Below are 13,374 nucleotides of genomic sequence, written 5' to 3' on the forward strand. Positions count from 1 at the left end.
GAACCGATGCCGGAGCCGTCATGCCGGATATTCTCCCGCCAGCGCGCCGAACAGGATGACGGCGGCGGTGGAAGCGGCGCCGCCGCGCGCAAGCTGCTCGGCGAGCTCGGCAATCGTGGTGCGGACCAGCCGTTCGTCGGGACGCCCGAGAGATTCGGCGAACAGCGCCGGAGTGCTGGGAGCGAGGCCGTGCGCGATCAATTTTGCGGCAAGCGCCGGAAAGGTGCGCCGGCCCATATAGACCACGGTCGTGGCCTCGGGGTCGGCCAGTGCCGCCCAATTCAGATTGGGCGGCAGCTCGCCCGTGACGTCAGCGCCGGTGATGAACTGCACCCGGCGGGAGGTATACCGGCGGGTCAGGGGAATGCCGGCCTGGGCGGCGGCGACACAGGCGGAGGTGACGCCGGGAACGATCTCGTAGCCGATGCCGGCCTCGCGCAGCGTCTCGATCTCCTCCTCCAGCCGGCCGAAAATGCCGGCATCGCCGGACTTGAGCCGCACCACGCGCGCGCCGGTTGCGGCATAGTCGACCAGGAGACGGTTGACGTGGTGCTGCTTGGTCGAAGGACGCCCGGCCCGCTTTCCCACCGCAACGAGATTGGCGCCGGGCCGTGCGAGATCGAGGATCGCGCCGGAGGCAAGATCGTCATAAAGCACGACGTCGGCCTCGCGCAGCCGCGTGGCGCCCTTCACCGTGAGGAGTTCGGGATCGCCCGGACCGGCGGAAACGAAAGAGACAAAACCGCTCACCGGTCCTCCGCGATCAGATGGAAGAACGTGCCGGTGGCATGGCCACGGCGCGAGCCGGTTTCGGCAATGACCGCGCCGGTGGCATCGTGCACGACCGCGAGCGGCGTATCGGGCTGGGCGAGGATCGTCGAATAGTGGAACTCGTGGCCGCGCAGGCGCGCGCCAGGCTGATGCCCCGGCATCGGCGCAGCCAGTTCAGCAAGACGATAGCCGAGATGCATGCGGCGCTTGGCAAAGCTGGTCTCGAGGCCAAGCAGCCCCGCCATCTCATGGCTGATACCGTCGGCGTCGGTCAGGCCTGCGCCCAGCACCATATAGCCTCCGCATTCGCCATGCACCGGCCGCGTCTCGGCGAAAGCGCGCAAGCCGCTGCGAAAGCGCGCATTGGCCGCGATCTTTCCTGCATGAAGCTCGGGATAGCCGCCGGGCAGCCAACACACGTTGGCGCTCGCATCGGGCGCTTCATCGGCCAGCGGCGAGAACGGCACGATCTCGGCGCCCGCCGCGCGCCAGGCTTCCAGCATATGCGGATAGACGAACGAGAACGCCGCATCGCGCGCCAGCGCGATGCGCTGGCCGGGCGGCCTCACGTTCAAGCCGTTCGCCACAGCTTGCGGCGACCATTGGCCTGCCGAGTGGAGCACCGCATCGAGATCGACGTGCTCGGCGACAAAGCGCGCGGCCTCGTCGATCAGCTTGCCGATCTCGGCCTGCTCCTCGGCCTGCACGAGACCGAGATGCCGCTTCGGCAGGCTGATCTCGGCATGGCGCGGCAGCGCGCCGAACACTTTGATACCGGCCTCGTTCAGCGCGCGCCGCACCAGATCCTCATGGCGCGGGCTGGCGACGCGATTGAGCACGACGCCCGCAAGGCGCACGCCGGCGCGGTAATCGCGAAGGCCGCCGGCGATCGCTGCCGCAGTCTGCGCCTGGCCGGAGGGATCGATCACCAGAACCACCGGCCAACCCAGCATCTCCGCGATATCAGCGGTCGCTCCCGTGCCGGAGACACCGCGCGCAGCGACACCGTCGAACAGGCCCATCGATCCCTCGGCGAGCACGACATCTGCATCGCCGCCACGGCTGACGAGATGCGCGATGGTGCTGCGATCCATCGCCCAGCTGTCGACGTTGACCGAGGCGCGTTCCGTGGCCGCGGCGTGGAAGGCGGGATCGATATAGTCGGGGCCGCTCTTGAAGCACTGCACGTTCAAGCCGCGCTTGCGCCAGGCGCGGGCGAGCGCCAGCGTCAGCGTCGTCTTGCCGACGCCGGAGGCCGGCGCGGAGATGACAAGGCTCGCCGGCATCACGACGCCTCCGGAAAGCGCGGCTCGGCACCGACGGGCCGGTAGCGGCGGTCGTAATCGGCGGCATAGAGACGGCTCTCGTCAAAATCGGCAGCGCCAAGCGTCTTGCCGACCAGGATCAGCGCCGTGCGCTCCATCTCGCCACCCACGAACGCATCGAGCGTTGCGAGCGTCGCACGCACGATGCGCTGCTCCGGCCAGCTCGCGCGCCAGACGATCGCGACCGGGCAATCCGCGCCGTAATGCGGCGTCAGCTCGGCGACGACCTGGTCGAGCAGATGGATCGACAGGTGGATCGCGAGCACCGCGCCGGTCGCAGCGAACGCGGCGAGCTTCTCGCCCTCGGGCATCGCGCTGGCACGGCCCGGCGTGCGCGTCAGCACGACCGTCTGAGCAAGACCGGGCAGCGTCAGCTCAGCCTCCAGCGCGGCCGCGGCAGCCGAGAACGAGGGAACGCCGGGTGTCACCGAGTAGGGAATCCCGAGCGCACGCAAACGGCGGAGCTGCTCGCCCATCGCCGACCAGATTGAGAGATCGCCGGAATGCAGCCGCGCGACATCCAGGCCTGCCGCATGCGCGGCTGCGATCTCGGCGATGATCTCGTCGAGCGACATTGGCGCGGTGTTGACGATACGTGCGCCGGGCGGGCAATGCGCCAACATGCCCTCCGGCACCAGCGAGCCGGCATAGAGACAAACCGGACTGGCCGCGATCAGGTCGCGGCCGCGCAACGTCAGCAGATCGGGCGCGCCCGGCCCGGCGCCGATGAAATGCACGGTCATGGGCCGTCTCCTTCGGCAATCGCCGCGGTCGCGGTGCGATCCTGCGAGACAACCCGTGCTGCAATCAACCGCGCGCGCGGACCGGCGACCGCGAGCGCAGCAGCCTCGGCTACAGATCCGGTGCCAAATTTCTCCGCGATGAGCTTCGATTGCGTGGGCGTGTCGATGCCGGCCAGTGTCGCGACCGGAACGGCCCTGATCGGCACGCCGCATTCGCGTGCGAGCTGCTTCAGCGCCTCGGTATCGGCCTTGTCGCTGACGGTTGCCATCGCCGCAAGCCCTTCCGCACCGCCCGCAGCGAGCAGCGCTTCGCGCAACGAAGCCAGCGTCACATCGCGCTTGAAGCCGAGTCCGGCGACCTTCATCGGACCACACTCCACTGCACCACGGGGCGTGCTGCTTCCCACGACCGATAGCGGCCGAGCGGAGCGGCATGAGAAATTTCGGCTCTCATAAGCTCGCCACCATGGCGCTGATGTAGCTCGCTGAGCAACGCTTCCGTTTCCAGCGTGACCGAGTGTGCGACGAGCCGCGCTCCGAGCGAGAGCCGCGACCAGATCGCATCAAATAACACTTCGTCGAGACCACCGCCAATGAAGACGGCATCCGGCGCTTCCAACCCGGCAAGAGCTTCCGGTGCCCTGCCCGTGACGATTGTGATCCGATGTGCCAGACCGAAGGCGGCTGCATTCTTGCGAATGTTCGCGACGCGATCCTCGCGCGCCTCGACCGCAATCGCCGTCCCACCATCCAGCGCCCACTCCACGGAGATCGAGCCTGAACCAGCGCCGATATCCCACAGCCGCTCGCCGGCACGCGGCGCCAGCGCCGAGAGCGCAAGCGCGCGCACCGGCCGCTTGGTGATCTGGCCGTCGTGAACGAAGAGGTCGTCCGATAATCCCGAACTGCGGGGCATCCCCTGTCCGCCCTTCGCCTCGACGGCGACGGTGACCAGGTTTCCGGCGAGATCATCGGCAAGACTATCGGCGCGATATTCTGTGATGCTTTCGCGCGGGCCACCGAGGGCGGCGAGCATCCAGAAGGCTGAGGCGCCCCACCCGCGCTCGCTCAACCACCTAGCCAGATCGCCAGCCGCGTTCCCATCGCGCACGAAACAGATGATGCGCGCCCCTCGCGCCAGATGCGGACCGAGACGCTCGAACGGTGCGGCGTGAAGCCCGAGGCAGACGGTGGATTCGAGTCGCCAGCCCAGCTGCGCGGCCGCAAGCGAGAAGGTCGAAGGTGCGGGATGCGCGATCCATTCGCCGCTATCGAGCTTCTCGGCGAGGCTTGCGCCAGCGCCATGCCAGAACGGATCGCCGGAGGCGAGCACCACCGTCGGCCTGCCGCGACAGCTCAGCACGACATTCGCATCGAACGGCACCGGCCATGGACGACCGCGGCTGCCAATTTCGGCAAGCGCAAGATGGCGCTCGCCGCCGAACACGGTTTCGGCCTTGGCAAGCGCCTTTCGGCTTGCCTCCGACAGCCCGGCAAGGCCATCTTCGCCGATACCGATGATGGTCAGCCAGGGCTCATTCATGATTCGCGCCCTCATTCTGGGCGGAACGGCCGATGCGAGCCTGCTCGCCGCGGAGATCGCGCGCGCCGGCATCGACGCCGTCTATTCCTATGGCGGCCGCACGCGAGTCCCGGCCGGTCAGCCGCTGCCGACCCGCATCGGCGGTTTCGGCGGCGTGAGCGGACTTGCGGATTACATCCGCGCCGAAGGCATCACGCATGTGATCGATGCAACGCATCCCTTCGCCGCGGAAATGAGCCGCAACGCCGTTGCGGCTTGCACCGAGACGGGCACGCCGTTGCTTGCGCTGGAGCGCGCGCCCTGGATCAAGGCGTCCACCGACAACTGGATCGAGGTGGCGGATGTCAATGCTGCCGTCTCCGCGCTGCCCGACGCCCCGGCAAACGTGTTCCTCGCCATCGGCCGCCAGCACATTGCGCCATTCGCGACGAAGCCGCAGCACGCCTACACGCTGCGCTTCGTCGACCCGCCCGACGCGCCCCTGCCCTTCGCGGCCGATGTGATCGTGTCGCGCGGACCGTTCACGCTTCATAGTGAGCTGGCGATGATGCGCACACGCGGCATCGCCTGGATCGTTGCCCGCAATTCCGGCGGCGACGGCGCACGCGCGAAGATCGACGCGGCGCGCATGCTTGGCCTGCCCGTAATCATGATCTCGCGACCAGAGCTGCCCGAGCGCCAAAGGGTCGAGAGTGTCACTGACGTGATGCAATGGCTCGGTCATTCTGCCCGCCTCGGCGCATAGACCCAGCGGCCGACGCGGCGCGTCTGCGAGTTGCCGAGGATCACCAGCGTGCGCATGTCGGCCATCTCGGGCGTCGCCTGGTTCAGCGTCACGATCTCGATCTTTTCATCGGCCGCGCTGATCGCGCGCGCGAAGATCATGAGACGCTCGCCGCAGCCGGCCTCGCGAAGCAGCGCCAGCGCACGGCCGAATCCTTCCGGGCGGCTGGCCGAGCGCGGGTTGTACATCGCGATGGCAAAATCGCCTTCCGCCGCGAGGCGCAGGCGCTTCTCGATCACCGCCCACGGCTTGAGATTGTCGGAGAGGTTGATCGCACAGAAATCATGGCCGAGCGGCGCGCCGGCACGCGCGGCGGCCGCCAGCATCGCGGTGACGCCGGGCAGCACACGGATCGAAAGTTCACGAAATTCCGGCGCCTGCTCGAGCGCCTCGAACACGGCGGATGCCATCGCGAACACGCCGGGATCGCCAGAAGAGACGACGACGACCTGACCGCCTTCGGCGGCAAGCCGCAGGGCTTCGCTCGCGCGTTGCAGCTCTTCGCGATTGTCGGATGGATGCAGAGTGAGCCCAGGCCGCGGCGGCACGCGCGCGACATAGGGCGCATAGCCCAGAATGTCGGTCGCCGTCGCAAGCGCGGCGGAAACTTCCGGCGTCACCAGCGCGTCGCTGCCCGGCCCGAGGCCCGCGATGATCAGTGTGCCTGTCATTCGGCGGCATCCAGATGCCGGCCCTTGCCGTGCACGAGCACGATCGCGAAATAGGGACAGTCGGCCGCATCGATCTCGGCGAGCCGCACCACGCGCTCGCCTGGCATGGTGCCACGCTCAACCAGCCAGGCATCGGCGAGCCGCCCGGCGGAGCTGAGCGCGCGGCGCACTTTTGCGAGATTGCGGCCGGTCTTCATGACGACCAGTGCATCGGAATCGCGCATGCGGCGTTCGAGCTCGGCCTCGGGCAGCGTGCCCATCAGCACCGTCGTCACGTCGTCGCCGAGCGCGATCGGCCGGCCGACGCCGTTCCAGCAACCGACCATGCCGGGGATGCCGGCGATCACCTCGATCTCGACGCGGCCCTGCAGGCGCGTGTGCAGATGCATGAACGATCCGTAAAAGTAGGGATCGCCCTCGCAGAGCACGACGACGTCGACGGCGCGCGAAAGCCGCGCCAGGCGCTCGGCCCATTCGTCGTAGAAGCCGGCGAGCAGCTGGACATATTCGGGGCTGTCGAAAGCGATCTCCGTCGTAACAGGATATTCCATGGGATATTCGGTAACGCCCGCAGCCAGCATGCCATCGACGATGCGGCGCGCCTGACCGGGCCTGCCCTTCTTGCGAAAATAGGCGACGTGGCTGGCGCCCCGCACCGTACGATCGGCACGCACGCTCATCAGATCAGGATCGCCGGGGCCGAGACCGCAGCAGATGATGCGTCCCATGGCTATTCGCTCCGGCTTGCCAGCGCGTTCACGGCAGCAACCGTGATGGCGGAGCCGCCGAGGCGGCCTTCGACGGTGAGCGCCGGTGCCGGCGGATCGGCCATCAGCGCGGCCTTGGATTCGGCCGCGCCGACGAAGCCGACCGGACAGCCGATGATCGCAGCCGGCCGCGGGCAGTCGCGATCCTCCAGCATGTTGAGCAGATGAAACAGCGCGGTCGGTGCATTGCCGATCGCGATGATCGCGCCATCAAGATGCGGCCGCCACAGCTCCAGAGCCGCGGCCGAGCGCGTGTTGCGCATGGACTGCGCCAGCGCGGGCACGGCGGGATCGCCGAGCGTGCAGATCACGGCATTGGCCGCGGGCAGTCTTGCCCGCGTAATGCCTTCGGACACCATGCGCGCGTCGCACAGGATCGGCGCCCCCTTCTGCAAGGCCGCGCGCGCGGCAATCGCCATATCAGGGGTGAAGCGGATATGCGCCTCGAGGCCAACCATCCCGGCGGCATGGATCATCCGCACCACCACCTGCTCCTCGTCCGACGTGAAGCGCGCGAGATCGGCCTCGGCCCGGATGGTGGCAAAGGATTGCCGGTAGATCACAGCGCCGTCGGTCTCGTAGGTGTGCGGCATCAGTTCCCTCCGACCAGGATGGAGGGATCGCTGACGATGTCGGCGCCGTTCAGCCCGCGCAGGACCGGCGCGTCGCGGGTCGAGCCGTCGCGGACGAGATCGAACCCGGCGCGCGTCGCAATCAGGGTAACCGCAGCCGCGCCGGAATGGGCGCAGCCCTTGCCGCAGCCGGAGACATGGAGCCGCGCGTCGGCGGGGATGCGCGGCGCCAGCGCCGCGGCCAGCGCGCGCGTATCGGCATGGGCTTCGCGGCAACGCGGCGCGCCGCTGCAGGCGATGACGCGCAGCGCCGGATCGAACGGCTCGGTGATGAGCCCCGCCGCGCTCGGCATCTCGCGCTTGCCCTCGCTCAGCACCATCCGCCAGGGGGTCATGCGCAGCGCATGGCCGCAAGCAGAGAATTGATGCAGCGTCGCGTGCAGCATCTGCCCGAACGCCACCCCGACCATTGCGCCTTGCGGATAGTGCCCGGGACGCACCGCGGCCATCACCGGCGCAGGCTCGGTCTCGCCGCGCAAGGATTGAGGCAACTCGGCGCCGGATGCGATGTGGGCTGCCATGCGCCCTCGCCCGCCGTTTGCACCGCCGGAGATGACGAACCAGCTTGCGAGCGCCAGCGCCGCGCTCACGGCCTGTCCGCGTTCAACGGAACGACCGAGCTTGGCGCCATCGGCCCGCACCAGGAGACCGCCCGAGCGGTCGCGCTCGATGCGGATGTCGGCGGAATCGCCAGCGAGAACACGCGACCGCCCGTCATCGATGGCGAAGCCGAACTTGGTGGGAAGCGCCAGGCCAGAATCGGCAAGCGCCTCCTCGAGCTCCGCGGCGAGCGACTGCGTTTCGTCGCCGTTGCTCCAGAATGGCGTCACCAGGATGTTGCGCCTGGCTTCGATGTCGGCGTCGGGATCGAGCAGTGCCAATCGCGCAAGACCATCGAGCAACGGCCGATGGCCGTCCTCATTCACGCCCCTGATCTGCAGATTGGCCCGGCTCGTGACGTCGATCAGACCATTGCCGAAGCGCTCGGCGAGTTCCGCAAGCCCGGAGATTTGCGGCGCTTCAAGGCGCCCACCGAACGGGCGCACGCGCACCACGAGCCCGTCGCCCGATTGCATCGGGCGCAGCGCGCCCGGACACCAACCCTTGACCGTGGCCGTGCTCATGACGCCTCCCGCAGCGCCGCCGCAATCGAATTGCGGCGCGTTCGCCAGAGCGAGGCTTCGTGCAGGCGCGTGAAGCAGGTTTCCATTGCGGCGAGTGCGGACGGATTTTCGTGCGCCATGAAGGCGCGGACGTCGTCGTTGCCGAGTGTCGCGTCGTAATAGAGGTCGAACAGATGCGGCGGCACGGCGCCGGCGAGATGCGCGAAGGCGGCCATGTGCTCCAGCGTCGCGGTGATCTCGGCGGCGCCGCGGAAACCGTGGCGCATCATGCCGGAGATCCAGGCCGGATTGGCCGCCCGTGCGCGAACGACGCGCGAGATCTCTTCCGTCAGCGTGCGCGCATGTGGTTCGCCGGGCCGCGTCGCATCGAGGTGATAGAGCGACGGCGCGCCTGCCCCGAGGTGCGCGGCTGCCGCGGCGATGCCTGCCTCATGCGCGGCATAATCGGCGGCCAGCAGCAGATCGGTTTCGGGCAAGTCCTGGACGTGGACAAAAGCGTCGGCGGACGCGAGACGCTGTTCGATACCTGCGCGATCCGGCTGCATCGCGCCATCGGCAGAGAACGCCCAGGACGATGCCGACAGCCACGCTTCGCCTGCGGCCTCGCGCGTCTCCGGCGTGAAGGCATCCGGGATCGCCGAGAGCCCGACGCCGTATTGTCCGGGCCGCGGCGCGAACACGCGGGACGCACGCTGGCGATAGGGATTCTCATCGCCCTCGTCCTCGCGCGCGGCGAGCGCCTCGGCGGCGGCTTCGAACAATTGCGCCAGCCCTGCGAAGACATCGCGGAACAGGCCGGATACGCGCAGCGTGACGTCGATGCGCGGACGGCCGAGCTCGGCCGGGGCGATGATGTCGTAACCGGTGACACGGCCGGAAGCGTGATCCCAGCGCGGCGCGAGGCCGGCCAGATGCAACGCCATCGCGAACTCTTCGCCTGCGGTGCGCATCGTCGCCGAGCCCCAGAGATCCACCACGAGGCCCTTCGGCCAGTCGCCGCGATCCTGCAAGTGACGGCGCAACAGCTCTTCGGCGAGTTTTATCCCCTGCGCATGCGCCGACGGCGTCGGCACCGCACGCGGGTCGACGGCGAAGAGGTTGCGCCCTGTCGGCAGCACATCCTGACGCCCGCGATACGGAGAGCCCGACGGCCCGGGGGCAACGCGTTTTCCGGCGAGCACGGAACGCAATGCATCGCGCTCCGCTTCGCCGCAGGCACCGCGGCCGAACACGTGCAGGCCATCGCCGAACTGGCTCTCCTTGAGGTCGCAGACGAAGCGGTCGATCCGCGGGATGGCTTCGGCCGGTGCGGCCATTGCATCGAGGCCGAGATCGTCTTCGAGACCCGCCGCCCGCGCCTCGTCACGGATCGCCGCGATCAGCCGCTGGCGGCGCGCGGGATCGAGACCATCGGCGGTCGAATATTCGTCGAGCAGGCGTTCGAGCCGGCGCAGGCCCTCCGGCACCGCGGATGTCTCAAGCGGCGGCGGCAGATGGCCGATCGTGACCGCGCCGATGCGCCGCTTGGCCTGCGCGGCCTCGCCGGGATCGTTGACGATGAAGGGATAGATGACGGGGAGATCGCCGATCAGCGCTTCCGGCCAGCACGCTTGCGACAGCGCCACGGATTTTCCGGGCAGCCATTCCAGCGTGCCGTGCGCGCCCATATGCACGACGGCATCGCAGCCTTGCTGCCGGAGCCAGAGATAGAACGCGACATAGGCGTGGCGCGGCGTGCAGGCGAGATCGTGATAATCGGCATCGCGCGAGGCCGCGTCGCCGCGCTCGGGCTGAACCGCGATGACCGACCGGCCGCACGCGATGGCGGCGAAGTGGAACGCACCATCGCGGCAGCTCGGGTCGTTTTCCACCGCGCCCCAGGCGCGCGCGAGATCGTCCTGCAAGGATTGCGGCAGGCGCGACAGCCCCGCTCGATAATCGGCGACGCCCCAAGTCAAACTCTGCTTCAACAGTGTCTCGCCGAGCGCATCAACCGGCGCAACGTCGAAGCCGACCTCAGCGACATCGGAAATCAAAGCCTCGACCGACGCCAACGCGTCGAGCCCGACGGCGTGCGCGATCTGATGCGGACGGCCCGGATAATTCGAGAGCACGATCGCCAGCCGCTTCTCGCCGGCGGGCTTCTCCGCGAGGCGACGCCAAGCCGCGACGCGCGTGGCAACGGCATTGACGCGCTCTTCGTCGGGCCTGTGCGCTAGATGCGCGAATTGCAGATCGGGATCGCGCTGACCGGCCGATTTGAAACTCACCACGCCGGCGAACAGGCGGCCGTCGACCTCCGGCAGCACGACATGCATCGCGAGATCGCCGGGCGACAGGCCACGCAGTGATTCCGCCCAATCTTCGCGCCGCGCCGTCGAGAGCGCGACCTGGAACACCGGACAGAATGCGGCATCGAACGGCGTCGTGCCGTCATCGCCAAGGGCCGAGAACGCCGTCGCATTGACGATCGCCGCCGCAGGATGTTGCGCCAGATGCGCGCGCAGCCAGTCGGCAACGCCCGGCGCCTTCAGCGACGTGACGAACACGCCGTAGGCGTCAAATCCCTTCTCGCGCAGCGCCGCAATCAAGGCGTCGACCGGCCCCGTATCGGCGGCCGTGAGATAGGAGCGATAGAACGTCACGAGTGCGCGCGGCTTGCCCTCGCCAACTGGCGCGGCAATGACACCGCGCGCGGGATCGTAGAAGCCCATCTCGGGCACGGTCATCTCGCCGATGACCGGGCCGGCATAGAGGCCCGAGGCCAGCGCGAGCTGCGCGATCGCGGCTTGCGCGGCGACCGGGCCACCGGAGTCGCAGAGCACCTTGAGCCGCCGCAGCGTCGAGACCGGCAGGGTCGAGTACGCATCCAGCCGCGCGTCGTCGCGGCCGTCCGCCGGCAGCACGGCGAGCACGATGTTGCGCTCTTGCGCGAGTTGCTGGAGCGCCGCAAGCCCGTACGCCCAATAGGATTCCCCGCCGATCAGGCGCACCATTATGCCCCGCGCCTGCGACAGCGTCCGTTCGATATAGGTGTCGACCGACAGCGGATGACGCAGCTCCGCGAGATTGGCCAGCCGCAGCGACGGCAGGCTGCCCCGACCGCGGCGCCAGCCGGCCGCAAACGCGGCCAAATCGGAATCCGAATACGAGAGCACCACGAGATCGGCCGGGTCCTGGCCGATGTCTCTTGGCGTCGCGGTCTCCTCGAGACCGCGGCTCTCGCGGAAGACGACGTGCATCAGATGCCAGATCCTGAAAGACCAAGTCCTGCCTTGATGGCGGCCTCGTCGATATCGCCATGCTCGCCGATCACAACGAGCTTGGACTGCCGTTGAGCCACACCCCATGGCTTGTCGAACTGATGGCGCACGCGCTCACCGACCGCCTGCAACAACAGGCGCATCGGCTTGCCCGCAACCGCGATGTAGCCCTTGGCCCGCAGCACGTTCTGCTCGCGCGCCAGTTTCTGGACCGATGCGACCAGCGCGTCGATGTCGGCGACCTCCGGAAGGTCAATCACGACCGAGGCAAAATCATCGTGCTCGTGCTCCTCCTCGCCGTCATGATGCGATGGCCGCGCGGCGAGATCATTCTCGGCGGCAGCGCCGAGGCCGAGAATGACGCGCGCATCGATCGCACCGTCGGTGACCGGCAGCATCGGCACGCGGCGCGGCATCTCGGCGGTGATCGCCGCTTTTGCGGCTTCGATTCCGGCTGCGCCCGCAAGGTCGGCCTTGGTCAGCAGCACGATGTCGGCGCAGGCGATCTGGTCCTCGAACACTTCCGACAGCGGCGTTTCGTGATCGAGATTGTCGTCCGCCGTGCGCTGCGCTTCCACCGCAGCCGGATCCGGCGCGAAGCGGCCGGCCGCGACGGCCTCGGCGTCGGCCAGCGCGATCACGCCGTCGACCGTGATGCGCGAGCGGATCTCCGGCCAGTCGAACGCCTTCAGCAGCGGCTTTGGCAGCGCCAGGCCCGAGGTCTCGATCAGGATGTGATCGGGCCGCACCGGGCGCGCCAAGAGTTGCTCCATGGTCGGAATGAAATCGTCGGCGACGGTGCAGCAGATGCAGCCATTGGCGAGCTCGACGATGTTCTCCTCCGGGCAATTCGCATCGGCGCAGGACTTCAGGATCTCGCCGTCGACGCCTTCGCTGCCGAACTCGTTGACGAGCACGGCGAGCTTCTTGCCGCCGGCATTGCTGAGCAGATGCTGGATCAGCGTCGTCTTGCCGGAGCCCAGGAAACCCGTGACGACCGTAACCGGGACTTTTGCGAGCGAGTTCATTCAGCGGCCTCCGGCACGACGGTAACAGGGGGAATACGGGCAAGCGACTGCTTGCGGAAGATTTCGGGACGGCTGCGCCAGGGCACGATTCCGTCGGGCGCCGCCGCGTAGGCCGCAGCACCTGCGACCACGTCCTGCGCATTCGCATCGGAGAGGCGGCCATAGACATAGGACCAGCGGCCGGGCGCGCTGAGCGCGACCGAGCAGCCCTGGCTGCACGCCGACAGGCATTCGACGGGAACCACGCTGACGCCCTCGGGCACGCCGGCCTCGAGAATCGCGCCATGCAGGCGCTTGCCGGGCGTCGTCTCGCCCTCGCCAAGCGTCTGGCCGGCGCGGCAGGTGATGCAGACATGAAGTGTGACGGTCATCGCCTCTTCCAGATAACAGCGGGAGGCGATGAGGCGCACGGACCATTCTCCTGAAGGCCCGCTTCCCCGTCGCGGAACACCCCGTCCGCCGGTCCAAAACTCGTCCGCGCTGGCAGGTCTCCCGGCTTGCGGAGCAGGGTTTTGGCCCTTCGATCCCCGCCTTCCCGATTCCAAAAGGAATCAGTGGCTTCGGGCATCTCTCCGGTCACGGTCGCGGGGGCGGCTGCATTTTGGACCCAAATCTTTGCGGATTCGGACCCTATCGCATTCCCTCTTCGCCTGTCATAGGACAGGAACCAACGCCCGGCCACCATTTGCCGGTGGCCGCCACTTGTCAAGCCGAAGGACCGGG

General features: G+C 68.2%; 13 protein-coding genes and 1 riboswitch. Of the genes, 1 reads left to right on the forward strand and 12 read right to left on the reverse strand.

Annotated elements, in window-relative coordinates; translation table 11 throughout:
• Positions 1 to 18 precede the first annotated feature (18 nt).
• Genes cobA through cbiE form a run of 5 tightly spaced genes read right to left on the reverse strand, consistent with a single transcriptional unit; the run spans position 19 to position 4,382 of the window.
• Entirely contained in the window at positions 19 to 750 is a 732-nt protein-coding gene (gene cobA / locus I6F24_RS00450; protein WP_225149780.1) for a uroporphyrinogen-III C-methyltransferase, read from the reverse strand.
• The gene (locus tag I6F24_RS00455) at positions 747 to 2,057 is read right to left on the reverse strand and encodes a cobyrinate a,c-diamide synthase (protein ID WP_109144286.1); all 1,311 of its coding nucleotides are present in this window, start codon (positions 2,055 to 2,057) and stop codon (positions 747 to 749) included. Before I6F24_RS00455 ends, cobA begins: the two co-directional genes overlap by 4 nt.
• A complete protein-coding gene (cobM, locus tag I6F24_RS00460) occupies positions 2,057 to 2,839 on the reverse strand; it encodes a precorrin-4 C(11)-methyltransferase (RefSeq protein WP_225149781.1) in 783 nt (260 codons plus the stop codon). Before cobM ends, I6F24_RS00455 begins: the two co-directional genes overlap by 1 nt.
• Positions 2,836 to 3,204, reverse strand: coding sequence for a cobalamin biosynthesis protein (locus I6F24_RS00465; protein ID WP_192893258.1), 369 nt, complete (start codon positions 3,202 to 3,204; stop codon positions 2,836 to 2,838). Before I6F24_RS00465 ends, cobM begins: the two co-directional genes overlap by 4 nt.
• The gene (gene cbiE / locus I6F24_RS00470) at positions 3,201 to 4,382 is read right to left on the reverse strand and encodes a precorrin-6y C5,15-methyltransferase (decarboxylating) subunit CbiE (protein ID WP_225149782.1); all 1,182 of its coding nucleotides are present in this window, start codon (positions 4,380 to 4,382) and stop codon (positions 3,201 to 3,203) included. The genes I6F24_RS00465 and cbiE overlap by 4 nt, the downstream gene beginning before the upstream one ends.
• Between cbiE and I6F24_RS00475 the strand changes: the two genes are divergently transcribed.
• Positions 4,381 to 5,127: a cobalt-precorrin-6A reductase gene (locus I6F24_RS00475; protein ID WP_225149783.1), complete on the forward strand. Its 747-nt coding sequence runs from the start codon at positions 4,381 to 4,383 to the stop codon at positions 5,125 to 5,127. The genes cbiE and I6F24_RS00475 overlap by 2 nt on opposite strands.
• Here the strand turns inward: I6F24_RS00475 and cobJ are convergent.
• The 7 genes from cobJ to I6F24_RS00510 are packed head-to-tail and all read right to left on the reverse strand — an operon-like array spanning position 5,103 to position 13,022.
• Positions 5,103 to 5,837, reverse strand: coding sequence for a precorrin-3B C(17)-methyltransferase (gene cobJ, locus I6F24_RS00480; RefSeq protein ID WP_225149784.1), 735 nt, complete (start codon positions 5,835 to 5,837; stop codon positions 5,103 to 5,105). The two genes, I6F24_RS00475 and cobJ, sit on opposite strands and share 25 nt — an antisense overlap.
• On the reverse strand, positions 5,834 to 6,565 hold the full coding sequence (locus I6F24_RS00485; protein WP_036023524.1) for a precorrin-2 C(20)-methyltransferase: 732 nt from the start codon (positions 6,563 to 6,565) through the stop codon (positions 5,834 to 5,836). The genes cobJ and I6F24_RS00485 overlap by 4 nt, the downstream gene beginning before the upstream one ends.
• Before the next feature lie 2 nt (positions 6,566 to 6,567).
• The gene (locus I6F24_RS00490) at positions 6,568 to 7,197 is read right to left on the reverse strand and encodes a precorrin-8X methylmutase (RefSeq protein WP_036005374.1); all 630 of its coding nucleotides are present in this window, start codon (positions 7,195 to 7,197) and stop codon (positions 6,568 to 6,570) included.
• Complete coding sequence (cobG, locus tag I6F24_RS00495; RefSeq protein ID WP_036023522.1) at positions 7,197 to 8,360, reverse strand: precorrin-3B synthase; 1,164 nt, start codon at positions 8,358 to 8,360, stop codon at positions 7,197 to 7,199. Before cobG ends, I6F24_RS00490 begins: the two co-directional genes overlap by 1 nt.
• Entirely contained in the window at positions 8,357 to 11,602 is a 3,246-nt protein-coding gene (gene cobN, locus I6F24_RS00500; protein WP_225149785.1) for a cobaltochelatase subunit CobN, read from the reverse strand. Before cobN ends, cobG begins: the two co-directional genes overlap by 4 nt.
• Positions 11,602 to 12,651, reverse strand: a complete 1,050-nt coding sequence (gene cobW / locus I6F24_RS00505) for a cobalamin biosynthesis protein CobW (protein WP_225149786.1) — start codon at positions 12,649 to 12,651, stop codon at positions 11,602 to 11,604. The genes cobN and cobW overlap by 1 nt, the downstream gene beginning before the upstream one ends.
• Entirely contained in the window at positions 12,648 to 13,022 is a 375-nt protein-coding gene (locus I6F24_RS00510) for a DUF1636 domain-containing protein (RefSeq protein WP_036005458.1), read from the reverse strand. Before I6F24_RS00510 ends, cobW begins: the two co-directional genes overlap by 4 nt.
• Before the next feature lie 93 nt (positions 13,023 to 13,115).
• Positions 13,116 to 13,338: riboswitch (cobalamin riboswitch) on the reverse strand.
• Positions 13,339 to 13,374 lie beyond the last annotated feature (36 nt).

It is taken from the genome of Bradyrhizobium sp. BRP23, assembly GCF_020194135.1.
GTDB classification, from domain to species: Bacteria; Pseudomonadota; Alphaproteobacteria; order Rhizobiales; family Xanthobacteraceae; genus Bradyrhizobium; species Bradyrhizobium yuanmingense.

What these genes read in the sequence shown, in the direction of transcription:
- I6F24_RS00455 (WP_109144286.1), bottom strand. Translation starts at nt 2,057, where the DNA reads ATGCCGGCGAGCCTTGTCATCTCCGCGCCGGCCTCCGGCGTCGGCAAG.
- cobM (WP_225149781.1), bottom strand. Translation starts at nt 2,839, where the DNA reads ATGACCGTGCATTTCATCGGCGCCGGGCCGGGCGCGCCCGATCTGCTG.
- I6F24_RS00465 (WP_192893258.1), bottom strand. Translation starts at nt 3,204, where the DNA reads ATGAAGGTCGCCGGACTCGGCTTCAAGCGCGATGTGACGCTGGCTTCG.
- I6F24_RS00475 (WP_225149783.1), top strand. Translation starts at nt 4,381, where the DNA reads ATGATTCGCGCCCTCATTCTGGGCGGAACGGCCGATGCGAGCCTGCTC.
- cbiE (WP_225149782.1), bottom strand. Translation starts at nt 4,382, where the DNA reads ATGAATGAGCCCTGGCTGACCATCATCGGTATCGGCGAAGATGGCCTT.
- cobJ (WP_225149784.1), bottom strand. Translation starts at nt 5,837, where the DNA reads ATGACAGGCACACTGATCATCGCGGGCCTCGGGCCGGGCAGCGACGCG.
- I6F24_RS00485 (WP_036023524.1), bottom strand. Translation starts at nt 6,565, where the DNA reads ATGGGACGCATCATCTGCTGCGGTCTCGGCCCCGGCGATCCTGATCTG.
- I6F24_RS00490 (WP_036005374.1), bottom strand. Translation starts at nt 7,197, where the DNA reads ATGCCGCACACCTACGAGACCGACGGCGCTGTGATCTACCGGCAATCC.
- cobG (WP_036023522.1), bottom strand. Translation starts at nt 8,360, where the DNA reads ATGAGCACGGCCACGGTCAAGGGTTGGTGTCCGGGCGCGCTGCGCCCG.
- cobN (WP_225149785.1), bottom strand. Translation starts at nt 11,602, where the DNA reads ATGCACGTCGTCTTCCGCGAGAGCCGCGGTCTCGAGGAGACCGCGACG.
- cobW (WP_225149786.1), bottom strand. Translation starts at nt 12,651, where the DNA reads ATGAACTCGCTCGCAAAAGTCCCGGTTACGGTCGTCACGGGTTTCCTG.
- I6F24_RS00510 (WP_036005458.1), bottom strand. Translation starts at nt 13,022, where the DNA reads ATGACCGTCACACTTCATGTCTGCATCACCTGCCGCGCCGGCCAGACG.